At 71.5% G+C, this 24,045-nt stretch carries 21 protein-coding genes; 9 read left to right on the top strand and 12 right to left on the bottom strand.

Translation table 11 applies throughout. The annotated features are described in order from the left end of the window. The first annotated feature begins 87 nt into the window (after positions 1–87). Positions 88–777 (top strand): FadR/GntR family transcriptional regulator, encoded by a 690-nt coding sequence (locus tag ACWD3E_RS00895; RefSeq protein ID WP_451385406.1) that lies wholly within the window; start codon positions 88–90, stop codon positions 775–777. Here the strand turns inward: ACWD3E_RS00895 and ACWD3E_RS00890 are convergent. The 3 genes from ACWD3E_RS00890 to ACWD3E_RS00880 form a co-directional block, all read right to left on the bottom strand. After that, positions 758–1,426 (bottom strand): class F sortase, encoded by a 669-nt coding sequence (locus ACWD3E_RS00890; RefSeq protein ID WP_451385405.1) that lies wholly within the window; start codon positions 1,424–1,426, stop codon positions 758–760. The two genes, ACWD3E_RS00895 and ACWD3E_RS00890, sit on opposite strands and share 20 nt — an antisense overlap. Before the next feature lie 11 nt (positions 1,427–1,437). After that, on the bottom strand, positions 1,438–2,238 hold the full coding sequence (locus ACWD3E_RS00885) for a hypothetical protein (protein ID WP_451385404.1): 801 nt from the start codon (positions 2,236–2,238) through the stop codon (positions 1,438–1,440). A gap of 106 nt (positions 2,239–2,344) precedes the next feature. Next, the gene (locus ACWD3E_RS00880) at positions 2,345–3,124 is read right to left on the bottom strand and encodes an HAD-IIA family hydrolase (RefSeq protein WP_451385403.1); all 780 of its coding nucleotides are present in this window, start codon (positions 3,122–3,124) and stop codon (positions 2,345–2,347) included. A gap of 782 nt (positions 3,125–3,906) precedes the next feature. Here ACWD3E_RS00880 and ACWD3E_RS00875 point away from each other — a divergent pair. The 6 genes from ACWD3E_RS00875 (at position 3,907) to ACWD3E_RS00850 (ending at position 13,257) form a co-directional block, all read left to right on the top strand. Next, on the top strand, positions 3,907–6,441 hold the full coding sequence (locus ACWD3E_RS00875; protein WP_451385402.1) for a lantibiotic dehydratase: 2,535 nt from the start codon (positions 3,907–3,909) through the stop codon (positions 6,439–6,441). A 156-nt stretch (positions 6,442–6,597) separates the two neighbouring features. Then, positions 6,598–9,234: a lantibiotic dehydratase gene (locus tag ACWD3E_RS00870; RefSeq protein WP_451385401.1), complete on the top strand. Its 2,637-nt coding sequence runs from the start codon at positions 6,598–6,600 to the stop codon at positions 9,232–9,234. After that, positions 9,231–10,454 carry an MFS transporter gene (locus tag ACWD3E_RS00865; protein WP_451385400.1) on the top strand — a complete coding sequence of 408 codons (1,224 nt, stop codon included), beginning with the start codon at positions 9,231–9,233 and terminating at the stop codon, positions 10,452–10,454. Before ACWD3E_RS00870 ends, ACWD3E_RS00865 begins: the two co-directional genes overlap by 4 nt. Positions 10,455–10,499: 45 nt before the next feature. Further along, complete coding sequence (locus tag ACWD3E_RS00860; RefSeq protein WP_451385399.1) at positions 10,500–11,609, top strand: hypothetical protein; 1,110 nt, start codon at positions 10,500–10,502, stop codon at positions 11,607–11,609. Then, on the top strand, positions 11,606–12,343 hold the full coding sequence (locus ACWD3E_RS00855; RefSeq protein WP_451385398.1) for an HAD family hydrolase: 738 nt from the start codon (positions 11,606–11,608) through the stop codon (positions 12,341–12,343). Before ACWD3E_RS00860 ends, ACWD3E_RS00855 begins: the two co-directional genes overlap by 4 nt. After that, the gene (locus tag ACWD3E_RS00850) at positions 12,340–13,257 is read left to right on the top strand and encodes an aminoglycoside phosphotransferase family protein (RefSeq protein ID WP_451385397.1); all 918 of its coding nucleotides are present in this window, start codon (positions 12,340–12,342) and stop codon (positions 13,255–13,257) included. The genes ACWD3E_RS00855 and ACWD3E_RS00850 overlap by 4 nt, the downstream gene beginning before the upstream one ends. A 300-nt stretch (positions 13,258–13,557) precedes the next feature. Here the strand turns inward: ACWD3E_RS00850 and ACWD3E_RS00845 are convergent, their stop codons facing one another. The 9 genes from ACWD3E_RS00845 to ACWD3E_RS00805 form a co-directional block, all read right to left on the bottom strand. Then, complete coding sequence (locus ACWD3E_RS00845) at positions 13,558–14,613, bottom strand: 2-aminoethylphosphonate ABC transporter substrate-binding protein (protein ID WP_451385396.1); 1,056 nt, start codon at positions 14,611–14,613, stop codon at positions 13,558–13,560. Between the two features lie 85 nt (positions 14,614–14,698). Then, the gene (locus ACWD3E_RS00840) at positions 14,699–15,496 is read right to left on the bottom strand and encodes an ABC transporter permease (RefSeq protein ID WP_451385395.1); all 798 of its coding nucleotides are present in this window, start codon (positions 15,494–15,496) and stop codon (positions 14,699–14,701) included. Beyond that, entirely contained in the window at positions 15,483–16,301 is an 819-nt protein-coding gene (locus ACWD3E_RS00835) for a 2-aminoethylphosphonate ABC transporter permease subunit (RefSeq protein ID WP_451385394.1), read from the bottom strand. Before ACWD3E_RS00835 ends, ACWD3E_RS00840 begins: the two co-directional genes overlap by 14 nt. Continuing rightward, positions 16,294–17,340 carry an ABC transporter ATP-binding protein gene (locus ACWD3E_RS00830; protein WP_451385393.1) on the bottom strand — a complete coding sequence of 349 codons (1,047 nt, stop codon included), beginning with the start codon at positions 17,338–17,340 and terminating at the stop codon, positions 16,294–16,296. Before ACWD3E_RS00830 ends, ACWD3E_RS00835 begins: the two co-directional genes overlap by 8 nt. A 1-nt stretch (position 17,341) precedes the next feature. Next, positions 17,342–18,064, bottom strand: coding sequence for an HAD family hydrolase (locus tag ACWD3E_RS00825; RefSeq protein WP_451385392.1), 723 nt, complete (start codon positions 18,062–18,064; stop codon positions 17,342–17,344). 8 nt (positions 18,065–18,072) lie between these two features. After that, positions 18,073–19,158 carry a TIGR03364 family FAD-dependent oxidoreductase gene (locus tag ACWD3E_RS00820; RefSeq protein WP_451386468.1) on the bottom strand — a complete coding sequence of 362 codons (1,086 nt, stop codon included), beginning with the start codon at positions 19,156–19,158 and terminating at the stop codon, positions 18,073–18,075. Between the two features lie 180 nt (positions 19,159–19,338). Beyond that, positions 19,339–20,094, bottom strand: coding sequence for a GntR family transcriptional regulator (locus tag ACWD3E_RS00815; RefSeq protein WP_451385391.1), 756 nt, complete (start codon positions 20,092–20,094; stop codon positions 19,339–19,341). A 50-nt stretch (positions 20,095–20,144) separates the two neighbouring features. Continuing rightward, positions 20,145–21,023: a hypothetical protein gene (locus ACWD3E_RS00810; protein ID WP_451385390.1), complete on the bottom strand. Its 879-nt coding sequence runs from the start codon at positions 21,021–21,023 to the stop codon at positions 20,145–20,147. A gap of 130 nt (positions 21,024–21,153) precedes the next feature. Next, positions 21,154–22,311 carry an ROK family transcriptional regulator gene (locus ACWD3E_RS00805; RefSeq protein ID WP_451386467.1) on the bottom strand — a complete coding sequence of 386 codons (1,158 nt, stop codon included), beginning with the start codon at positions 22,309–22,311 and terminating at the stop codon, positions 21,154–21,156. Positions 22,312–22,430: 119 nt separating this feature from the next. On the opposite strand from ACWD3E_RS00805, the gene ACWD3E_RS00800 reads away from it, so the two are divergent. Both ACWD3E_RS00800 and ACWD3E_RS00795 read left to right on the top strand, forming a co-directional pair. After that, entirely contained in the window at positions 22,431–23,498 is a 1,068-nt protein-coding gene (locus ACWD3E_RS00800; RefSeq protein WP_451385389.1) for a Gfo/Idh/MocA family protein, read from the top strand. Further along, positions 23,498–23,998 carry a heme-degrading domain-containing protein gene (locus tag ACWD3E_RS00795; protein WP_451385388.1) on the top strand — a complete coding sequence of 167 codons (501 nt, stop codon included), beginning with the start codon at positions 23,498–23,500 and terminating at the stop codon, positions 23,996–23,998. The genes ACWD3E_RS00800 and ACWD3E_RS00795 overlap by 1 nt, the downstream gene beginning before the upstream one ends. Positions 23,999–24,045 lie beyond the last annotated feature (47 nt).

Below are 24,045 nucleotides of genomic sequence, written 5' to 3'. Positions count from 1 at the left end.
CCGACCGGAAGGCCCCTCGCGCGAGCGGGGGGCCTTTCGCATACCCGGACGGGGTCCCGCCGCCGATTGGCCGGATACTCTCTCGCCATGGCGGCCCGGGACCTTCAGGAGCGGATCAAGAAGCTGATCGTCGATCGGCGGCTGCCCTCGGGCGCCCCGCTGCCGACCGAGCCGGAACTGATGGAGTTCCTCGGGGCGAGCCGGAACTCGGTGCGCGAGGCGCTGAAGGCGCTCCAGGCGATGGGGATCGTGGAGATCCGGCACGGCTTCGGGACGTACGTCGGCTCGATGTCGTTCGCACCGATGATCGAGGGGCTGGCCTTCCGGACCGTCACCGGTCACTACCGCGGCGAGGACTCCCTGCTGCAGCTGCTGGAGCTGCGCGAGGCCGTCGAGACCGGGCTGGTGTCACGGCTGGCCGGGCGGCTGCCGGAGGCCGACCTCGGCGAGCTGGAGGCCCTGGTCGGGCGCATGGAGCGGGAGGCCGCCGAAGGGGCGGGCCTCGCCGAGACCGACCGCGCGTTCCACGCCGCCCTCTACCGGGGGCTGGACAACGTCCTGCTGAGCGAGGTGCTGGAGGCGTTCTGGGACGCCTTCCACCGGGTCCAGCGGGACCTGGTGGACATGCCGCAGGACCCGCGGATCACCTGCCGGCAGCACCGGGAGATCCTGGACGCGGTCCGCTCCGGCGACTCGCTCCGGGCGGAGGAAGCCATACGGGACCACTTCGGGCATGTGCGCGCCCGGCTCGGCGCGGTCAGGGACCGGTGCCTGTGAGGTACGCGGAGACCACCACGTTCGCGGTGTAGCTCTGGCTGGCGCGGTCGTAGGGGCCGCCGCAGGTGATCAGGCGGAGTTCGGCGCGGCCCTGCTTGCGGGGGCCGTAGGCCTGCCGGGCGTCGAAGCGGTCGCGGGGCAGGACGCTGACGTCGTCGATGGTGAACGCGGCGACCTTGCCGTCCGCGCGGAACACCCGGACCGTCTCGCCGGGCTTGAGGGTGCTGAGCTTGTAGAAGACGGCGGGCCGGGTCTTGGTGTCGACGTGTCCGACCAGCAGCGCGGTGCCCGGCGCGCCGGGCTGGGTGCCGCCGCGGTACCAGCCGACCACGCCCGGCTGGTCGAAGGGCGGCGGGTCGACGGCGCCGCGGCTGTCGAGGCCGCGGGCGACCACCGGGGCCTGCACGCCCAGTTCGGGGATGTCGACGCGCTGCGGCACCGAGCCCGCCAGCGGCTGGGCGGCGGGCGGTAGGTCCGCCCCGGCCGGGCGGCCCACGGCGGCGATGTCACCGGTGGTGGGGCCGTCCGGGCTGGGCCGTACGTCGGTGATGCCACGGCCCCACAGCCACAGCCCGACCAGCAGCACCGCCCAGGCCAGGCCGGTGATCAGGCGTCCGGTGCCGGAGGAGCGGACGCCGTCGTCGGACATCGCGCCCGCCCTCAGCGCGAGCCGCGGCCCCGGCGGGCGCGCAGCCCGACGGTGACCGCTGCCAGCCCTGCCAGCACCATGCCCGTCACCGTCTGCGCGGTGCCGGGTCCGGCGTCCCGGGCGTCCCGGGCGTCCACGGAGGCGAAGTGCGCGGTGCCACCGCCGCCGGCGTGCACGGGGGCGACGGGCGAGGCGGACCCGCCGGGCTGGTCGTTCCGGCCGAGCGGGTCGGTACGGCCGGACTGGTCGGACTGACCGGTCTGGTCACTACGGTCGGACTGACCGGACTGATCGGACTGACCGGACTGATCGGACTGGCCGGACTGATCGGTACGACCGGACTGGCCGGAGGACGACGAGTGGTCGGACTGGCCGGACTGGTCACGACCGGACTGGCCGGACTGGTCGTTACGACCGGACTGGTCGGAGTGGCCCGAGTGCTGCCCGGACTGCCCGGACGGCCCGGACGGCCCGGAGTCCCGGTCCACCACGGTGATCCTGCGGGTGAGCGTGAAGTCGACGCAGCTGACCTTCACGTCGTAGGAGCCGGGCTTGAGCGAGGAGCGGACGCGGGTCTCGCCGGACAGGCTGCCCTGGCTGCCGCTCAGCCGTGCGTCGGAGACGAAGGCGCCCGAGACGGCGGTGCCCTGTGAGCCCGTGCAGCCGCGCACCCCGAGGGAGACGTCGGAGCCGGGGAACGGGGACTCCGGGGTGACGGAGACTCCGTGGCTGCCGTCGGCAGCGTACGCCGCCGGGGTGAGTGCGGTGAGGGTGAAGAGTCCGGTGCAGAGAGTGAGGCGTAGTGAGCCCATCGTGAACCTCCAGTTATCTGGAGGCTCCCCCGGCGGGGGCGCCCCCGCATCCTCGGGGGGCGCCATCTTGCTCCGACCGGGTGATACCGGGTTTCGGACGCCCCGCTCAGACCAGGTCGACCAGGTCCGCGACGGAGTCGACGACCTGTGAGGCGCGGAAGGGGTAGCGGTCGATGTCGTCGGGCTGGGTGACGCCGGACAGCACCAGGAAGGTGCGCATCCCGGCCTCCAGCCCCGCGAGGACGTCGGTGTCCATGCGGTCGCCGATCATCGCCGAGGTCTCCGAGTGGGCGCCGATCGCGTTGAGCCCGGCGCGCATCATCAGCGGGTTGGGCTTGCCGACGAAGTACGGCTCCTTGCCGGTCGCGGCGGTGATCAGGGCGGCGACGGAGCCCGTGGCGGGCAGCGCGCCCTCCGTGGAGGGGCCGATGTTGTCGGGGTTGGTGGCGATGAACCGGGCGCCGTCGTTGATGAGACGTACGGCCTTGGTCATGGCCTCGAAGGAGTAGGTGCGGGTCTCGCCGAGGATCACGAAGTCCGGGTCGTGGTCGGTGAGGACGTAGCCGACGTCGTGCAGGGCGGTGGTCAGGCCGGCCTCGCCGATGACGTACGCGCTGCCGCCGGGCCGCTGGTCATTGAGGAACTGGGCGGTGGCCAGCGCCGAGGTCCAGATGTTCTCCGCGGGGATGTCGAGTCCCATCCGGGCGAGCCGGGCGTGGAGGTCACGCTGGGTGTAGATCGAATTGTTGGTCAGCACCAGGAACGGCTTGCCGGATTCCCGCAACTTGCGGATGAACTCGTCAGCCCCCGGGATCGGGATGCCCTCGTGGATGAGGACTCCGTCCATGTCGGTCAGCCACGCCTCGATGGGTTTGCGCTCTGCCACGTAGGCGTCTCCTCGGTCGTGCGAAGGCTCTGAACGATCTTGCGTATCACTCCGGACCGGACACCCTCGGCCGGCCGGGCACCACTGGCTGCCCCAGCGCAGACCAGCGTAGTCCGGCAATGCATATTTGAAGGCTGCAGAGCAGCCACCGCTGCTTGAGCCCGTCCCGATTCGTTGGATATGTCTCACACATTGTTCGGTGTTCGCTCCCGCTTCTGACGAGCAGGCCCCAGGGCACGCTGTCGAAAAACTTCCGGATGTCGAGTTCGACCACCTTCTTCCAGCAACGCTCCCGGCACCTTTCCACTGCATCAAGGGCAGGTCATCCGGGCCGGTATCCGCAGCTGTCCGGATGGAAAGTCGGCTCCACCCCTCGCATCAGATGCCGGGCCACGAGCCCGACGACATCCGATTCCAGACCTTGTGCAGATTTCCCTGGAGACCCTTCTCGAAATCAACAATTCCCGGCACCGCGCTCCGGGCCTACTCAGCGCCACCGCGGAGTCCCGACCCGCACATCGGCCGGTGTGACGACATCCATAGTCGACCCGGGACTTGGAAGGGTGTGATCGACTGAGTACGATCTTGAATGAACAATCCGGGAGGGTTTCACGGGGAGTGGATCAACCGTCGTTCGTCGTGGTAGCGCGCCACACGACGGTAGTTGACGGGCCGCCACCCAGTACCCTTCAAGGGGCGGTAACGCGGCATCGGCCTCACACGCATGACCGGCGGTGACTCGATGCCCGGTGGAAATCCGTGCGTTATGGGGGAAAAGAGTCATGACTGAATCCTGGACCGCGATGAGCCACGCGCTCCTCCGGCAGGCCGGCTTTGCATTGGACACGCTGGATCCACTGGCGCACGACCTCACAGCCGAGCTCTCGGCTGTGCTGGTCGCGACCGACCGCGCCACCAAACTGGCCGACCAGTTAGCGAAGCTATTGCGCCAGGGCGACGCGGGCGGCCGACAGCGAGCGCTGTCCCGGCTCGGCCTGCTGCGTGAGCTCCCCGAGGAGGACGCCGCCGGGCTGCCAGCGGATTTCGGAGCGGCCCTCACGGACTATCAGGGCGCGGTGCAGGCCCTGGAGAGAAGTGTTTCCGCTCTTGAGGAACGGTATGCGGCCGCGCTGGAGGACTCACGGCGTCACGTCGCCCGGCTGTTCCGCGAGGACCCTGCGCTGAGGCAGGTGCTCCTGCTCTCCAACGAGGCCCACTTCCCGCGCTTCGAGGCGTGGCTGGACCGGGACGGCGCGATGTCCGACCGGACCGCCCGCCGGATGACCGACCTGCTCGCCATGTACCTGCAGCGAGTCACGTCGAAGAACGAGACCACCTCCCATTTCGGGCCGGTGAGCGTGGGCGCCATCCAGACCGAAGGAGGGGACCGGAGCGTAGGCGACGGCCTCGCCTGGACGGACACACCGATCGAGCGCGTCGCCTTCCTCAGCCATTGGGCGGCGGAGCGCCTGGCAGAGATCTTCAGCGCCGACCCGCGGCTCCACGGCCGCATCCGCCCCCGCCTACGCCCGCTGGCGTTTCGAGACGGCGAGCGCATCGACCTGTTCGCGTTCCGCACCGAGACTGGCATGCCCGGCGACTGGCGGTTCGTGGTGGTCGGCAGCTCCCCCGTGGACGAAGCGGCCGACTGGCTGTGGCGCCACTGCGACGCACGGCGCACCGTCGACGACCTCCACCGGGACTGGGCGGCGAGCACCGCGCGCTCCGGCGCCGAGCTCGACGAGGCGCTCCGCAGGGCCGCGGCGGACGGCTGGCTGGTGACGGTGGCAGAGATCCCCATCGGGGCCGTCCAACCGCTCGCGGCGCTCCGAGAGCTGGTGGCAGAGGCCGACGGCGAGGCGGCAGACCTCGGCACGGCCCTGGACCGGTTCGACCGGTTCCTCACGGAGTTCCCGCTCGCCCCAGCGGCCGATCGGCCCGCTCTCGTCGCCTCGCTCAAGGCCGACTTCGAAGCACTCACCGGCGGTTCCGCTGAGCGTCCCGGAGGCACCCACTACGCCGACCGCTCCCTCTTCTACGAGGAGGCGCACGGCCCGCAGCACGACCTGACGATCGGCCCCGGCTTGGCCGGGTTCCTCACCGGCGAGCTGACGCCCGTCTACGGCGTCGTCCTGCTCGCCCCGCGCCTGCGGATGCGGCGTGAGCGCGTGATCCTGACGCAGTGGGCGCAGACCCGCTTCGGCGTCGGAGCCGACGTCCCGTTGCACCACTTCTACCAGGCGTTCTTCGCCGACCGCCAACAGCTGGAGACCGCCTGCGCGGACGTGGACGCTGAGATCGCCACCGTGGAGAGTGAACTCAGGGAGGTCCTGCTCGGCGGCGTGGACCCCGCCCGGCGCGAGGTCCAGGTCGACCGAGCGCGTCTCGAAGAGCTGATCGCCCGGCACTCGGGCGACGTGCCCGCCCTCTGCAGTCCCGACGTGATGCTCGCGGCGCGAGACCTCCAGGCCCTGAACGACGGGGACTTCACGGCAGTAGTCGGCGATTGCCACGCGCTGCGCGACCCCCTGACGCACTCGAGTCTCGCCCCGCTGCTCGCCGCGCGCGCCGACGGCATCGTGACCGAGGCGCAGCAGCGCTACGACGGCCTGCTGGACAATGACGAGGTCCTCGTCGACCTGGCGCGCGCTCACATCGACAAGACCGGCGCACAACTCACCTATCCCTGCATCGACATCGAGGTCCACGGGCGGTCCGGCAAGCCGCGCGACCAGGTCGTCCAGCCGGCGCAGCTGTCGGTGACGGTAGCGCCCGAGCGCCTGGAACTGCGCGCCCGCGGGGTGTCCGGCCGGCTGCGGCTCAAGGCCCCCTTCGCGGGCGGGCCCGGCATCCGGCACGATCCGCTGGCGGTGTTCGCGTTCCCCCGTCACTTCGGCGGCATCGGCATCCGCACCGACGACCTGGCGCACGTGCCACGGATCCGCTGCGGACGGGTCGTCCTGCGGCGCGAGAGCTGGCGGGTGCCCGTCGCGGACCTGCAGCCGTGGACGCCCGGAGGCCGCTCCGTGGCTGCGGACGCGGCGGCGCACCTGGGGGCAGTACGGCTTCGTGAGCGGCTCGGACTACCTCGGCACTGCTTCGTGAAGATCCCCGGCGAGCCCAAGCCGGTCTTCCTGGACTGGGAGGCGCCGCTGCTGGTGCGCCAGCTCGTCCGACTCGCCAAGGGAGTCGAGGGGGCACTGGAGTTCAGTGAGATGCTGCCCGGGCCCGACGAGCTCTGGCTCGACGTGGCCGGCCGCCGCCACACCAGCGAGCTGCGCTGCACAGTCTTCTCCCGTACGGACGCGCCCGCGTAGTCCGTCGTCCCTCCTGGCGCGGTCCGATCCACCCGTCGGTCGCCATCCCCTTCACCACCCGCACCCGCCCACGCCCATCCATCGGTGGGCCCGCGGACGGTCGATGCACCCTGCCCGCACGGGCCCCAAACCCTCCCAGAGCCGAGAGGTTCCCTTATGGTGACTACGGACAGCCCGGGCCCGCTGACGCGAACCCATACCCTCCGCGCGTCGATTCCACCGCGGTGGTCGCTGGCTCCGACCGCACTCGTCCGCCAGGCCGGGTTCCCGCTCGAACTGCTATCGGACCTGGTCGACGAGGGCGCCGACGCCGACGCCCGCGCTCTGCTCGGCCGACACGCCGAACTGCGGGAGGCGGCGGCCTCGGCGAAGGAGGTGCTGAAGCAGTCCCCAGTGACCGCCGGCGGGACCATCAGCAACGCGATCGGCATGCTGCGACCGCTGCCCGAGCCGGACCTGGCGTCGGCGATGCGCGAACTCGGTCCGCTTGGGCGGGCGTTGGCCACGTACCAGGAAGCCGCCACGGAGCTCCGGCGTACCTGCCAGGAGTTCACCGAAGCCCACGCGGAGCGGCTGCGGACGGGCCGCCTGGCCGTCGTGAAGGCCTTCGCCGACGAGCGGCTCCGGGACGTCCTGCTGCTGTCGAACGACGCCAACGCGCCTCAGTTCCTCGCGTGGCTGGACGCCTTCGACCCCGACGCGACCGGGCGCCGGCGCACCCACGCCCAGAAGATGACCGACCTGCTGACGATGTACCTCCAGCGCGTCACGGCGAAGAACGAGACCCACTCCCACTTCGGGCCACTGAACGTCGCCCGCGTCGGCGGCGACGGGATGCTCGACTGGACGAGTGGATCCGCCGTCCGGCGCCGCGCCTACGTCAGCCACTGGGCCGCGGCCCGACTGGCCCGGAAGCTCGGCGAGGACCCCGGGCTCCGCCTGCTCGTCCGACCCCGTCGTCTGCCGCTCGTGTTCCTCGACCAGGGGGGCGTCGACCTCTACTCGTGCGGAGTGGACGCGGCCCCGGGCGTCGACTGGCGGTTCGACCGGGTTGGACGGTTCGCCACCGAGCCGCCGCAGGAGTGGCTGCTGCGCCAGTGCGACGGCGTTCGGACGCTGGGAGAGCTGGTCACCGAGTGGACCAGGAGGTTCGGCTCCGCCTCCGGTTTCGACGAGGCGCTCGCGGACCTTGTCGACCGCGGCCTGGTCACGGCCTGGCCGGAGGTGCCCGTCGGCGACCCACGGCCGCTCGCCGCCCTGCGCGGACAACTCGTCGCGGGCGGAGCCGGCGACCACCCCGCGATGGAGTGGATCTCCAGCCTGGAGGCGGCCGTCGCCACCTTCGCCGAGGCCCCGTACCACGAGCGGCCGACCGCGCTGCGCGACTTGAAGGCCCGCTTCGAGGAGCTCACGGCCGGCCCGGCGAACCGGTTCGGCGGCCACCACTACGCGGACCGCAGCGTGGTGTGGGAGGAGGCCCACGGCGAGCTCGACGACCTGCGGATCGGCTCGGACCTCGTCACCGTCCTCAGCGAGGAGCTGGCGGTCGTCTACGAGATCGCACTCGCGGCCCCTCGCTTGCGGCTGCGGCTGGAGACGGACATCCTCACCCGTTGGTTCCGAGGCCGCTTCGGGCAGGGACGGCCCGTGCCGCTGGCCGACTTCTACCGCGCGTTCGTCGAGGACCGCGAGCAACTCGCCCTGCTCTGCGTCGAGGTCACCAGGGAGGTGGACCAGCTCCGGGCCACCGTGGTCCGGCACCTGATCGGCAACGCCGCCCCCGGAACCCGCGAGGTCGTCGTGCCCGACCACCGCATCCGCGAGCTGAGGAGCTCACTGCCTCAGGGGCCCGCGGCCTTCTGCAACCCGGACGTGCTGCTGGCCGCAGACGGGCCCGAGGCACTGTCCGCAGGCGAATTCCTGGCCGTCGTCGGCGAGTTGCACGCGGGCCGTGACCTGCTGACCCACAGCAGCCTCTCAGTCCAGGCCGCCGAGCGCGCACCCCAGCTGGCCGAGGAGGTTCACACGCACTACCGGACCCTCCTGGACGAGGACGAACTCCTCGTGGACGTGCTGCGTGGCCACCAGGACAAGACCGCATCCCAGCAGCGCTTCCCCGGCCCGGACCTGGAGATCCTCGGCCGCTCGCCGAAGGACCGCGCCGACGTACTGCACCCCTCGGACCTCCACCTGCTCCTGAACGGCACCAGGCTGGAGCTGCGCGCCGAGGGGCGACCCGAACGGCTCCGGCTGCTCGCACCCCCCGCCGGCGGTTACACCCTCATGGACGACCCTCTGGCACCCTTCGCGTTCCCGCGTCTGCACGGCGGCAACGGCCTCGACCTCGGCGAGCTCTCGCACGTGCCGCGCATCCGCCACCGGCGCACCGTCCTGCAGCGCGAGCTGTGGCGAGTGCCGGCTTCCGAGCTGCGCGGCTGGTCGCTCACCGGGAGTCCGGTGAAGGCCGACGACACGGCCGAGTACCTCACCGCCTGCCGGCTGCGCGCCCGATACGGGTGGCCCCGCCGGGTGTTCGCGAAGCTGCCCGGTCAGCCCAAACCCGTCTACGTGGACTGGGACGCCCCCTTGATCGTCCGGCAGTTCTTCCGGCTGGTGCGCGGGGTCGAGGGGGCGGTGGTGATCTCCGAGCTGCTGCCGTCTGCGGAGCAGCGCTGGCTGCGGGTGAACGAGGCGTCGTACACGAGCGAGCTGCGCTACGCCGTCTTCAGCGGACCCGCAGCAGTCGGATCCCCTGCAGTCAGCGCCGAGGCTGCCGACGGGCAGTCGGAATGAGGCGGTCCGGGGGGACGGAAACCGCCTACCGGCGGCTACTCGCGGCCTCGACCATCTCCGCGCTGGGCGACGGCGTGCGGTTCTCGGCACTGCCCCTGCTCTCCGCGGCTCTGCTCGGTTCCCCCTTCGCGGTGAGCCTGGTGACGGCCGCTTCCACCCTGCCCTGGCTGCTGCTCAGCCTCCCGGCAGGCGCCCTCGCGGACCGCTGGGACCGTCGAGCGCTGATGGTCGCGGCCGACCTGCTCCGGGCGGGCGCGCTCGCGGTCGCCGTGGTCCTGCTGCTGAGCGACTCACTGCATCTGTGGCCCCTGGTGGCAGTCGCGTTGACGCTCGGCATCGGGGAGGTCCTCTTCGACTGCGCGTCGTTCGCCGTACTGCCCGCGCTGGTCACCGCCGAACGCCTGCCGGCCGCGAACGGCCGACTGTTCACCTCCCAGACGCTCAGCCGGGACATGGTCGGCCACGTCGTCGGCGGCTGGCTCTTCGGGGTCGGTCAGTACGTGCCTCTGCTGGTGAACGCCGTCTCGTTCCTGCTGTCCGCCGGCTTCCTGAGCGGTCTCCCGGCGAGCCGGTCGAGCCGGTCGGACGCTCCCCCCCGGCTGCTCAAGGAGATCGCCGAGGGGGTCTCCTTCGTCGCGCGGGACCGCCTGATGCGGGCGCTCACGCTCGCAGCGGGGCTCGTCAACGCGGTCTATCTCGGGCAGATCGCGGTCTTCGTCCTGCTGATCCGGGAGGTCCTCGGCCTCCCCGCGTCCACCTACGGTCTGTTCGTCGCTGCCTCGGCGCTCGGCGGCGTGCTGGGTGGCGCGATGGCCGAGCGGCTCACTCGCCGGCTGGGTCGCGCCCGCGCGCTCGCCACCGCCCTCGCGGTGGTCAGCGCCTGTGGACCGGCCATCGCGGCCACCACCAGCCCGTGGGCCGTCGGTGCCGCCAACTTCGCCTGCGGAGCCGCCATCATGATCTGGAACGTCGTCGCCGTCTCCGTGCGCCAATCCCTCGTGCCCGAAGCCCTGTTGGGGCGCTCTATCGGCGTCTACCGGCTCTTCGCCTGGGGCACGATGCCGCTCGGCGCCGCCCTCTACGGCCTGCTCGCCGACTTCTGGGGAACGCGCGCCGCGTTCCTCGCGGGCGGTCTCCTGGCAGTGGCGGCCCTGGTCCTGGTCGTACCCGCACTGCTGGCCGAGGCGCGGCTCACCCGTACCCCGACCGCTCTCACCTGACCATCCGAAGCCCTAGCCCGCGATGAAGGGACAGTTGTGATTGCTGTGGAGAATGAGGCCGCACTGGTCGGCATGGCGGTGTTCCGCGCCGCCGCTGCGGTGCGACACCAAACCGTCCTCACCGTCGCTGGGGAGCGCCACCCCGTCTCCCCGGTGTCGGGCGGGTTCGTCGCGCTGAGGACGCGCGGATTTGAGCAGGACCTGACCGCCTCGCTCGGAGTACTCGGCTGGGGGCGTCCCGTTGCCTTCGTCGGGGACCAGTGGGGGCTGGCCCGGTTCGCCGCCGCGGCCACCGACTCCGACCTGCTGGAGGCGCCGCCCACATCCGGCCCGACGGAGGTGTCCTTCGTGGTACCCGACGCCTTCCTCTCCCGTCGGGAAGCGGCCATCCAGCGCCGACTGCAACGATGTCGCCCGAGGCCGCGCGGCGCCGTCCAGACCGTCCACGCCGTCGGCGTCGGCCCCTGGACCGTCACCGACACCGGCGACGTCGTCCGAGCGCTGGAAGGCGTCGAAGACGTCGTCATGTCGGACTGGACGTACGCAAACACCCTTCCGCTGCTGCCGAACCACGACCGACTCACCGCGCACGTCCTGCCGTACGAGTTCGGCGATTTCGACGCCAACATCCACCACGTCGACGACGCGCTGCGCGACCTCCACGAGAAGGGCGTCCACCACGTCGGCCTGCTCATCGAGGGGAACCCGGACACCTACGACGTCCTGGACGGCCTGCCTCTCACGAACCGGGAGATCCAGGTGACCCCTGGCGTCCCGATCGGTTTGCTCGCCGCCTCCCGCAACGCCGCGCGCTTCCGCACCGACCCGTTCGAGCGCTCCTTCGCCTACTTCTCCGGCCTGCACAGCCGCCACAAGCTCCCCGCCGAGCAGTTCCTCGGCGAACTCACCTGCTACCTCGCCGCCGGAATCACCTGCGTGCTGGTCGAGATGTACAAGGGGGACGTCGAACTCGCCCTGCGCGCCATGCGGTTGAGCGGACGACCGGCCACCGCCCTGCTGATGAGCGACTACTTCTCCGGCTCGGAGAACACACTCGTCCTGAATCAACCCGACGTCGAAGCGGCCCGCAGCGCCGTCGAGGCCACCAGGGGCGGCCTGTGCACCATGCTCATCACCGACGAGGACCTGCGATGACCCCCGCGCCGACGCCCGGCTCCGCCATGCCCGCCGTCCTTTTCGACGCGGCCGACACCCTCATCGAGCTCACGCCCGCGATACCCGAACTCCTCTCCACCGCCTGGCTGGGCGACGCCGGAGCCCCCTCCGCCGACGCCGTGCGCCGAGCGCTGTGGGACATCGGCGCCGAAGGGAACTGGCCGGACGACGAACCCGACTCCCGGCGGCGTCTGTCGATGTGGACCCGGTTCTGCCGTGAGGCACTGCGCAGAGCCGGGGGCGGCGACTCGGCCGAAGCGGCCGGCCGCGCAGCGGAGCACATCCTGGATCCGATGCAGTACCGCAGCTACACCGACGCAGTGCCGTGCCTGCGGAACCTGCGCGACGCCGGTCACCCGCTCGCCCTCGTCTCCAACTTCGACCAGTGGCTGCGCAACATCCTCGACAACACCGGCCTCAGCGGGCTCTTCGACACCATCGTCATCAGCAGCGAAGTCGGCCTGGGCAAGCCCGAACCGGAGATCTTCGTTCTCGCCTGCGAGCGCCTCGGCCGACCGCCGGAGGAGTGCGTCTTCGTCGGCGACTCGATCGCCGTCGACGTTCAGGGGGCCCTGGGGGCGGGCCTGCACCCCGTCCTGCTCGACCGCTACACACGGTTCCCCGACTTCGCCGGCCCTCGCATCACAACCCTGCACGGCTTCGCAACACTCGCCGCACAGCTCCCGATCCGCGCCGGAAGGACCGCCCAGTGACGCCCGAACCCCAGTACGGAGAGCTGGACACCCGGCAGGTGGCCGTCCAGGTGACCGAGGAGCGGGGGCTGCAACTCCTCGGCCTCGCCGGTCAGGGCGTGGACTTCGCCGTCTACCGCGCCCGCAGCGCCGCCCACGGCGACGTTGCCCTGCGCGTCCCCAGGCACCGGGTCTACTCCGCGCCCTACGGACAGGTGGACGCCGGCGACCTGGTCCGCCAGGAGCACGAGATCGCCGGACTCCTCACCCGCCAGGGTCTCCCTGCCGCGGCCTCGCTCGAACTGATCGCCCGGGAGGACGGTCTCGTCGTCTCCCTCGCGAGCTACGTGGAGCATGACCAACTCCCCGTGGCTGCCGCGGACATCGGCGGCTTCCTGGCGGCCCTCCACCAGTTGAACCCGCCCTCGATGAAGCTCGCCTACCAGGGGGCCGGAGACTTCCCGACCTTCCTCACGGACAGGCTGACAACCCGTCACGCGACACTGCGCGGTTTCGCCGCCGACCTGCCCGAACTGCCCGGCCCCGGCGAGATCCGCACGGTACTCGAAGCCGAGCCGGACGAACCACGCCTGCTGCACCTCGACATCCGCCGACAGAACCTCCTGGGCAGCGCCGGACGGCTCACCGCCGTCGTCGACTGGTCCAACGCCCTGGTCGGCCCCGTCCTGATGGAGCTCGCGCGTGTCGCCGAGTACGCCAGGCTGGCAGACAACGGCATTGATGCGGACGGCATCCTCGCCGGCTACGCGGCGTCCGCCGCCCTGCCCGATCTGCAGTCCCGGGCCGCCCTCCTGCACCGGCTCGACACCACCATCATGCTGGCCCTGGTCTTCCACTCGGTGGCCCCCGACCCGGCCCGCGCCGCCGACCTCGTCGCCCGCACCCGCCACCTGCTGGAGCTCCTCCGGGCCTGAGCCCGGATCTGGCCCGGGCGGCCCGACCGCCCGGCTCTCCACAGCTCCTTCAACACCCCACCCCATGCCCGCGGACGGCCCCGTTCGCGGGCACGGCGCGTTCGGAGGCGGGAAGTGACGCGACGGGGCATCGACGTGCGCCCAGCTCGGCTGGGGGCGCCGGAACCGCGGCGTACCGACGCCCCCAGCCTGGTCAGAGGGACCTGATCCCGGCCCTGGTCAGGACTGGCTGATCTCGACCGCTTCGATCACCCAGTGCCGGTTGTTCCCGCCGGTGCCTGGTCCAGAACTCGTCGTTGGTCAGCTGCCGGTGGCGGACTTCCAGTCCTCGACGTACGACGTCAGGTTCTTGTCGATGTCGTTCCAGTCCGGCGTGAAGATGTCCACGCCGTCCATCAGCTTGGTGAGCGCGACGGCGTTGGGGTCGGTGGCCTTGACGTCCTGGCGGGCGCTGAAGCCGCCGCCGATCTCGCTGACCTCCTGCTGCTGCTTCTGCGCGAGCATGAAGTCGAGCAGCTTCTTGCCGTTCTCGCTGTGCGGGGCCTTGGTGACGAGGCCGGCCGCGTAGGGCAGCGCGAAGGTGGTGGGCTTGCCGTCCTTGCCGGCCGGGAACCAGATGCCGAGGCCCGGCATGTCCTTGGACTGGGCGTAGTTCATCTGCACATCGCCGTTGGCGACGAGCAGTTCGCCCTTGTCGACCTTGGGCGCGAGCTTGCCGGTGGAGGCGGACGGGCCGACGTTGTTGGCCTGGAGCTTCTTCAGGTAGGCGAGTGCCTGTTCCTTGCCGCCGAAGTCGTGCATGGCCTTGATCAGTACGGCGGTTCCGTCACCGGCGACACCGGGGGTGGAGTACTGGAGCCTGTTCTTGTACTTGCCGCCCAGCAGTTCGTCCCAGGTCCTGGGGGCCTGCTTCAGCTCCTTCTTGTTGTAGACGAAGCCGAAGTAGTTGTTGACGACGGAGGTCCAGGTGCTGTCGACGGCCTTGTCGCCGCCGCTGACCTGCTCGGAGTCCTTCGGCTCGTACTTCTCCAGGAGGCCCTTGCTGTCGGCCTGCTGGATGAACGGGGGCAGGGTGACCAGCACGTCGGCCTGCGGGTTGCTCTTCTCGCGCAGGGCGCGCTGCACCATCTCGCCGGAGCCGCCCTCGACGTACTTGACCTTGATGCCGGTCTGCTTGGTGAAGTCCGCGAAGAGCTTGTCGTACCAGCCGTCGCCGTTCTCGCCCTTGAGGCCGTCGGCGCTGTAGACGGTGACGGCCTTGGCGTCGGAGGAGGACGAGGAGCCGCCGCAGGCGGTGAGCAGCGGGGTGGCGAGGAGCGAGACGGCGACGGCGAGCTTGAGGGTGTTTCTGGGCATGGCGGGATGAACTCCTGGCGGTGAAAGGGGTGGTGAGGGAGGGGGAGTGTCACGGATTCAGCGCTGCGGGATCAGCGCTGTGGGTTCATCGGTACGAGGCTTTGGTGCGGACCCGGGAGACGGCGAACAGGACGAGCAGGGTCGCGGCCATGAGGACCACCGCGACGGCGGACCCGGCGAACAGGGCGCCGCGGTCGGTGGCCGAGTAGATCAGGACGGGAAGCGGGGTCCAGTCGGGCGGGTAGAGCATCATCGTGGCGCTCAGCTCGCCCATGGACAGGGCGAAGCAGAGGCCGGCTGCGGCGGTGAGCGAGGGCAGCAGGAGCGGCAGCCGCACCCGCCACAGGACGTACGCGGGCCGGGCGCCGAGGGAGGCGGCGGCCTGTTCGTACGCCGGGTCGAGGCGGGTGATCGCCGCCGACACGGACTGGTGGGCGAAGGCGGTCACCAGCACGGTGTGGGCGAGGATCACGATCCACCGGGTGCCGTTGAGCAGCATCGGCGGCTTGGAGAAGGCCACCAGGACCGACAGTCCGACCACCACCGACGGCACGGCGACCGGCAGCACGAACAGCGCGTCGAGGACCCGGCGGTAGCGCTTCTTCAGGGCGGCCCCGGCCAGCGCGGCCCAGGTGCCGACGGCCAGGGCGAGCAGGCTCGCGGTGGCGGCCGTGACCAGGCTGGTGGTGAGGGCCTGGAGGGCCTCGCCGCGGGTGGCGGAGCGGTAGTTGGCCGTCGTCAGGCCCGAGGGCAGGACGCTGGACCAGTGGGTGGCGAAGGAGGCGCCGAGGACGACGAGGAGGGGCAGGGCGAACAGCGGCACGAAGAGGACGAGAAACACCGCCCACACGGCCCACTTGGCCTTGCGGCTATGCACCAGCACGACGGCTCACCACCCGGTAGAGGCCGTACAGCCCCACGGAGATCAGGACGTTGACGACGGCGACCACGCACGCGCCCGGATAGTCGGACTCCAGGATCGCCTTGCTGTAGACGAGCATCGGCAGGGTCGTGACCCCTTTCGCGCCGGTGAAGAGCACGATTCCGAACTCGTTGAGACACAGCACCAGGACGAGGCTCCCGCCGGCCGCGAGCGCGGGCAGCGCCTCCGGCAGGATCACCTGCCGCACGATGCGGGGCGCACGGGCGCCGAGCGAACTGGCCGCCTCCAGCGACGCGGTGTCGAGCTGGGAGAAGGCGGCGACCAGGGTCCGCATCACGAAGGGCGTGAAGTAGGTGACCTCCGCCAGCAGCACCCCCCAGGGCGTGGTCAGGAACTGGAAGGGCCCGTCCGCCGCGCCCGTGACGTCCGTCCACAGCCCGTTGGCCATGCCGACGGTGCCGTAGATGAACAGCAGCGCCAGCGTGATCAGGAAGGACGGGAAGGACAGGAAGACGTCGACGAACCGCGCCACCGCCTTCGCCCCGGGGAACGGTACGAACGCGATGACCAGCGCCAGCAGGAACCCGAGGACCAAGCAGCCGGCCGTGGAGGCCAGCGCCAGCCAGACGGTGGTCCACAGCGCGTGCCAAAACGCCTCCGAGGCGAAGACGTCGGTGTACGGCTTCAGGGAGGTGCCGCCGGTGTCCGGCTGGAAGGACTGCTGGACGACGAGGGCGAGGGGGTAGAGGAAGAAGAGTGCGAGCAGGGCTACTGGGGGCAGGGCCCACAACAGGCGCCTACTCATGGGTGACTCCGGCGGGCAGCAACACCGCATCCTCGGACTCGAAATGCAGGGTCACCGATTCCCCGTGACCGGGGGGATCCTTGAGCTCACGTACGTCCGCCATGACCGTGTGCCCACCGACCTCGACGTACAGCCGGTGCGTGGCCCCGCGCCACTGGATCTCTCGTACGACACCAACGAGCTGGTTCGGCCCCTGCCCCAGCCCGACGACGTGCGGCCGTACACACAGCGTGGCCCGCGCCCCCGCGATCACGCCCTCCGTATCGACCTTCATCTCCGTGCCCGCGAAGGACACACCCCCGGACCCCACGGTCACCGGCACCAGGTTCGCGCCGCCCACAAAAGAAGCCGTGAACTCGGTCTTCGGCGCCCGATACAGCTCGCGGGGCGTCCCGCACTGCTGAAGCCGCGCAGCGTCCATCACCGCGATCCGGTCGGCCAGGGTCAGCGCCTCGACCTGGTCGTGGGTGACGTACAGCATCGACACGTCGGGCAGCTCGCGGTGCAGCCGGGCGAGTTCGGCGAGCATCCCGGAGCGCAGCTGGGCGTCCAGCGCGGACAGCGGCTCGTCCAGGAGCAGCACGTCCGGCCGGATGGCGAGCGCACGGGCGATGGCGACGCGCTGCTGCTGTCCGCCGGACAGCTCGCGCGGGTGGCGGCGGGCGTAGGCGGCCATGCCGGTCATCTCCAGCGCCTCGGCGACCCGCCCGCGTATCTCGCCCTTGGCCGTCCTGCGGGCCTTGAGTCCGAACGCCACGTTCTCGTCGACCCGCATGTGCGGGAAGAGCGCGTACTGCTGCACCACCATGCCGATGCCCCGTCGGTACGGCGGCAGGTCCGTCACGTCCCGGCCGCCGAGGAGCACCCGCCCGGACGCGGGCCGTACGAATCCGGCGACCGCCCGCAGCGCGGTGGTCTTGCCGGAGCCGGACGGCCCGAGCAGCGCCATGACCTCGCCGGGCTCGACGGTCAGGTCGAGCGAGTCGAGGACGACGTTGCCGTCGTAGGCGACGGTGACGGAGTCGAAGCGGATGCCCATTTCAGTGCGCTCCCGACAGCAGGGCGGGCAGAGCGGCGACGGAGTCGAGGACGTGGGTGGCACCGGCCGCGCGGAACGCGTCGTCTCCGTGGGCGCCGGTGCGGACGCCCGCGACGAGGCCCGCTGCGGCGCGTACACCGCTGAGCACGTCGTACGAGGTGTCGCCGACGACGGCCACCTGTCGTACGTCCTCGGCGGCCTTCGTGCGGACGAAGGCCTCCAGGACCATGTCCGGGTACGGCCGCCCGCGCCCGCCCGCGTCGGCCGGGCACAGGGTGAGCGGCACGAGGTCCTTCCAGCCGAGGGCGTCCAGGATCGCGTCCTGGGTGACGCGCGCGAAGCCGGTGGTCAGGACGACGGTACGGCCGCCGGCGGTGAGTTCCTCGATGGCCTCGCGGGCGCCGGGGACCGGGGCGATGAGGCCTGCGTCGACCAGATCGCCGTACGCCTTCTCGAAGGCGGTGTTGGCGCGCTGGGCGAGGTCCTCGGCACCGAACAGGTGCCGGAAGACGGAGATCTTGGACTCGCCCATGGTGGCGCGGACGTAGTCCAGCTTCTCGGCGTGGTCGGCGGAGCCGGGCTCGACGCCCAGTTCGGCGGCGGCTGCCTCGAAGGCGCGCTCGACCAGTCCGCCGTCGGCGACGGTGGTGCCGGCCATGTCGAGGACGACGAGACGGATGTCGGTCAGGGAGGTCATGGGGTTCATGGGGGTCACGGGGGTCATGGGGGTGCTCACCAGCCCAGTTCGTTCGCGGTGGTTTCGGCTATCGCGGGCGAGCAGGTCATGCCGCGCCCGCCGGGCCCGGTGACCAGCCACACACCGTCGCTCACCTGCTGCCGGTGGACGACCCGGCTCTTGTCGGTGCACTGCGCGTACACCCCGGCCCAGCGGCGCCGGATGCGCGGCAGCGGGCGGCCGAGAAGGGACTCGACCACCTCGGTGAGGTGCTCGTACGGCTCCTCGACGGTGTCGAAGGCGAAGGGGTGCTCGTACTCGTGGGTGTCGCCGATGGTCAGGCCGCCGTCGGCGCGCTGCACCATGAGCAGCTGCATCTTGTGCTCGGCGGCGGTCGCCGGCTGCGGCCGGCCGGCGTTGAGCGCGTCCAGCGCCGGGGAGGCGTAGGCCGGGTAGTAGCGGAAGCTGTCGGCGTCCGCGACGGAGGTCGGCAGGGCCTCGCCCAGCGGATCGGTCTGCATCATCTGGAGGCGCACGCGGCGCACGGGCAGGCCTGGCCCGGCCAGCTCTCGGACGAGCCCGCCGAGCCAGGCGCCGGTGCACAGCACGACCGCCTCGGCCTCGTGCACGTCCCCGTGGTCGTCGCGCACCGTTCCGGCGCCGACCACCTCGCGGACCTCACGGCCCGGCAGGAAGGTGTAGTTCGGGGACTTCAGCAGCTCTTCGCGCAGGGCGAGCTGGGCCGTCCGCGGCTCGACGGCGGCGTCGCGCTCGCAGTGGAGGGCGGCGGTGAACTCGCCGCGCAGGGCGGGGTTGAGGGCACGGGCCTCGGAGGGCAGCAACAGCTTGTAGCCGCGCTCGGCGGCGTCGGGGCGGGCCACGGCGGCCTCGGCGACGGCGAGTTCGAGGTCCCCGCGCACCGGGGTCAGCGACCCGTTGGCCCGGAAGCCGAGCCCGGGCACCTGCCCGCCGATCTCCTCCCACAGCTCCCGCGCCCGCAGCGCGGTCTCCAGCTCTTCTCCACCGGCACGGCCACTGACCCAGATCTGCCCGAAGTTGCGCAGCGAGGCGCCGCGCGCCTCCGCCTCACGCTCGATCTGGACGACCTGGTGGCCGCGCTTCACTGCTTGCCAGGCGTGCATGGTGCCCACCACGCCTGCTCCGACGACTGTCACTCTCACGGCGGCAACGCTCCTCGCGATCGGGGAACCGGAAGGGTCCGGCTGACAACGAGAGCGTGAACGACCCATCACGTTTGGGCTAGACCCGTTATCTTCTCGTGATAATCAAGCGAGGGAATTATGGATGACTTTGGGTGCTTTTCAGCCCTTCAGGTGTGTGGTGAAGGAGAACCGGTCGCCCCGGTACAGGGAACGCACGCGCTCCAGCGGCTGTCCGTCGGTGTCCCTGGAGACCCGGTGGATCAGGAGCATCGGCAGGGCGGGCGGGGTGCCGATGAGCAGGGCCTCGCGAGGCGTGGCCAGCACGGTCTCGACCCGCTCGTCGGCGTCGCCGAAGGCGATGTCCTGGGCCTTGAGGTAGGCGTAGAAGGAGGAGTCGGGATCGAAGTCACGGTCGAGGTGGGGAACCCTGGCCACGGCGACGTACGTGCTCTCCAGCCCGACCCGCTCGTCGTCGGCGAGCAGCACCCGCTCCAGATGCCAGACGGGCTCGCCGCGCGTCAGCCCGGTCTCGGCCGCGAGGGCGGGCGGGCACGGGAAGCGGTCGAGCGTGACGAGCGTACGACCGGGCGTACGGCCCTGGCGGCGCACGCCCTCGGTGTAGCTCGCGAGGGACAGCGGCTGCGCCAGCTTGGGCCCGGCGACGACGGTCCCCCGCCCCCGACGCATCAGGCGCCCCTCCAGCACCAGCTCCCGCACAGCCTGCCGCACGGTCTCGCGGGCGACGTCGTACCGCTCGGCGAGATCCCGCTCGGTGGGGATGAGGCTGCCCTCCCCCAGTTCGTCGAGCAGGGCGGCGATCTGCGCCTTGACCGCGTAGTACTTGGGGATGCGCCCGTGCTCGGGAATGCCGGAGCGGACGGGGGCGCCGGGGTCTTGATCGTTCGGGTAGTCCACGCAGGGATCGTCGCAGACGGGGGCGGCTCTGTCGCAGGGCGGTCCGTGCGTCAGCGGCGACGCCGGCGGGTCAGCAGGAAGGCGCCCGCGCCGACGGCGAGGAGGGCGCTGGTGGCCGCGAGCAGTCCGTAGGCGAGCTCGGGTCCGGTCTCGGCGAGTTCCCGGGCCCGCTCCTCGGCTTCCTGGGCATCCTGGGCGAAGGGGAGGGAGGTGCTTTCACTCGGGTCGGCGCTGCCGGGGGTGGCCTGAGGGGTGCCGGCCGGGCTCGCCCCACTCTCCTCCTCGCCCTTGCCCCTGTCCTTGCCCTTGCCCCTGTCCTTGCCCCTGCCCCTGTCCTTGCCCCTGCCCTTGCCCTTGCCCCTGCCCTTGTCCTTGTCCTCCGCGATCTCGAACCGGTAGTCGTTGGACTCTCCGACCCAGTCCCCGTCCTGGCCCCGGCGCTGGACGACGGCGGCGTTGACGGTCACCTGGTCCGTGGCGGCGTCCGGGGTGACGGCGAGCCTGACCTTGACGCTGACGGTCCGGCCGGGCGGCACGCTGAACCCGCGGAACCCGTCCCCGTCGAGCACGCCGACCAGCTCCTGCTCGTCCGTGCGCGCGAACGACACCGGCCGGGCGCGGGGGCCGTCGTAGAAGTCCAGCCTGGGCTGCGACGGTTTCAGGGCGCGTCTGCTGTCGGTGAGGACGACGACGGGGTGGATGTCGGCGCAGGTCTTGTGGGTGGTGTTGGTGAGGTCGATGTACCAGGTGCCGTACTCCCCGCCCGGCGCATAGGAGCCGGGCCCGCCACGGATCCGCGTGGCCAGCGGAAAGGCCCGCTCGTCGGCACCCGCACAGGAGGAGACGTCCGCGCGAGCCGTCTGCGCCGGCACGAGCACGAGCACGGCGGCTGCGGTGAGACAGAAGGACAGGGGCGTGCACAGTCGCATGAACACATGACCTTCCCGGACCGACACCGGGCTCCGGGACTGCCACTCCGAGGGCGGGGGGAAGTCCGCTCGATCGGAGTTATCCGTCTACGGGCAGTCGCGCCTCCCCCCGGAGGCGACCCAAACCCGCTCAGCCCCCCGCCCGCCCGAACACCGGAGCCAGCAGCAGCTGCGCAGCCCCCTCGGCCACAACCCGCTCCCCGCCGGGAGCCACCCGCACCGGCACCGTCCCCCCGAGCACCCCCTCCCGACGCGCCCGAGCGCCCAGCACCTCCGCGACCCCCGAGACGAACACCTCCGGCGCCTCCCCGACCGTCCGCCCCCCGAGCAGCACCAGGTCGATGTCCAGCAGCCCGACCAGATTCCCGGCCCCCACCCCCAGCACCCGAGCCGCCTCCTCCGCGTCCCCGCGCCGTACGGCCCCCAGGCACAGCACCTCCACGCACCCCCGGTTCCCGCACTCGCACAACGGCCCGTCCAGCTGGATCACCTGGTGCCCGAACTCCCCGGCCCCGGTCCGCGCCCCCCGGTGCACGCTCCCGCCGATCACCAGCCCGGCCCCCAGCCCCGTACCGAGGTGCAGATAGGCGAACGACCCGCCCTCACCCCCGCTGTCCCCCTCGCCCCGCACCGACAGCCCGAGCGCCGCCGCGTTCGTGTCCTTGTCCACCACGACCGGCACCCCCAGCCGCTCCCCCAGCGTGTCCCGCAGCGGAAACCCCTCCCACTCCGGGAATCCGGTCACCCGGTGCAGCACCCCATGGGCATGATCGAGCGGACCCGGCAGTGCGACCCCGACCCCGAGCAGCGACCCGACCGCGCCGAGCTCGCGGCCCTCGGGAAGCCCCAGCGCCTCACCCACCAGCCCGGCCGCCTCCTCGGCGACCAACCCGAGCACGGCCTCCGCCCCGCCCCCGAGGTCCACCACCCCGCGCCGCTCCCCCACCACGGTCCCGTCGAGATCCACCAGTACGGCCCGCAGCTCGTCGCGGTCCAGATGAACCCCCACCGCGTGCCCCGCCTCCGGCACCAGCCGCAGCACGGTGCGCGGCTTGCCCCCGGTGGACGCCCGCCGTCCGGCCTCCGCCGCGAAGCCTTCCTCCCGCAGCCGCGCGGTGATCTTGCTGACGGCCTGCGGGGTCAGCCCGGTCCGTTCGGCCAGTTCGAGCCGGCTGATGCCCTCCGCCCCGGCCGCCCGCAGCAGATCCAGCACCAGCGCGGTGTTGTGGCTGCGCACCGCGAGCAGATTCGCCCCCACCGCCCCGCCGCCGCTCTTCGCCCTGCTCACCGCACTCGAACCGCTCGAACCGCTCGAACCGCTCACACCGCTGACACCGCTCACGCCACTCACACCTCCATTGTCCCCACCGCTTGCACTTTGGCAACAGCGTTGCGAAAGTAGGAGGCATGACTGGTACCCCCCTCCGCGTCGGCCTGATCGGCTACGGCCTCGCAGGCTCCGTCTTCCATGCCCCGCTGATCGCCGCCACCGAGGGCCTCGTCCTGGACACGGTGTTCACCTCGAACCCCGAGCGGCAGGAGCTGGCCCGCGCCGAGTTCCCGGAGGTCCGCCTCGCCGCCACCTCCGACGAGCTGTTCGACCGCGCCGGCGAGCTGGACCTGATCGTTATCGCCTCCCCGAACCGGACGCACGTCCCGCTCGCCACCGCCGCCCTCAAGGCGGGCCTGCCGGTGGTCGTGGACAAGCCGGTGGCGGGTACGGCGGCCGAGGCGCGCGAGCTGGCCGCCCTCGCCGACGAGCGCGGCCTCCTCCTCTCCGTCTTCCAGAACCGCCGCTGGGACAACGACTTCCTGACCCTCCGCAAGCTGCTGGCAGAGGGCGCGCTGGGCGACGTATGGCGCTTCGAGTCCCGCTTCGAGCGCTGGCGCCCGCAGCCCAAGGGCGGCTGGCGCGAGTCCGGCGACCCGGCGGAGTTCGGCGGTCTGCTCTACGACCTCGGCAGCCACGTCGTCGACCAGGCCCTGGTCCTCTTCGGCCCGGCCACCGAGGTGTATGCCGAGACCGACCTCCGCCGCCCCGGCGCCGAGACGGACGACGACACCTTCATCGCGCTCACGCACGCGAACGGCGTCCGCTCCCACCTCTACGTCTCCGCGACCACGTCCCAACTCGGCCCGCGTTTCCGGGTGCTGGGCTCGCAGGCGGGCTATGTGAAGTACGGCCTCGACCCCCAGGAGGCGGCGCTGCGGGAAGGCCTGCGGCCGGGCCCGGCCTGGGGTGCCGAGCCCGACGCCCTGTGGGGCCGGCTCGGCGCCGGCGAGTCCCCGCTGACCGGCGGTGGCACCCCCGTACCGACCGTCGCGGGCGACTACCCCGCCTACTACGCGGCCGTCGCAAAGGCCCTCACCGGCGACGGCCCCAACCCGGTGACCGCCCTGGAGGCGGCCTCGGCCCTCGACGTACTGGAGGCGGCCCGCCGGTCCGCCCGCGACAAGATGACGGTGACCCTCTGATGCACCACCCGCAGATCACCCCCAGGACCAAGCCCGAACTCACCCCGAGCATCGAGGAGTTGGAGGCGCAGGAACGCCGTCTGGTCTTCCCCCGGTTCACGTACGACGACGCCTGGGCCCTCGGCTCGCTCCTGGTGGAGCTGGCCCGGGAGCGCCAGGCCCCGCTCGCCATCGACATCCACCGCGCCGGCCAGCAGCTCTTCCACGCGGCCCTGCCCGGCTCCACCCCCGACAACGACGCCTGGATCGCCCGCAAGCGCCGGGTGGTCGAGCGCTACGGCGCCTCCTCCTACCTGGTCGGCGCCCGCTTCCGCGCCAAGGGCACGACGTTCGAGGACTCCTCCCGCCTCGACCCCGACGTGTACGCGGCCCACGGCGGCTCGTTCCCCATCCACGTCGAGAACGTCGGCGTCGTAGGAGCGGTGACGGTGTCGGGCCTGCCCCAACTCCAGGACCACCGCTTCGTGGTGGAGGCGCTGGAGCAGTTCCTGAGCGAATGACCGGCGAATCCTCGGCGAGTGATCACCGGCGGGATTAACCCGGGGCT

The sequence above is a fragment of the Streptomyces sp. NPDC002676 genome (assembly GCF_053592455.1).
This window is presented reverse-complemented; position numbering and strand designations above follow the sequence as displayed.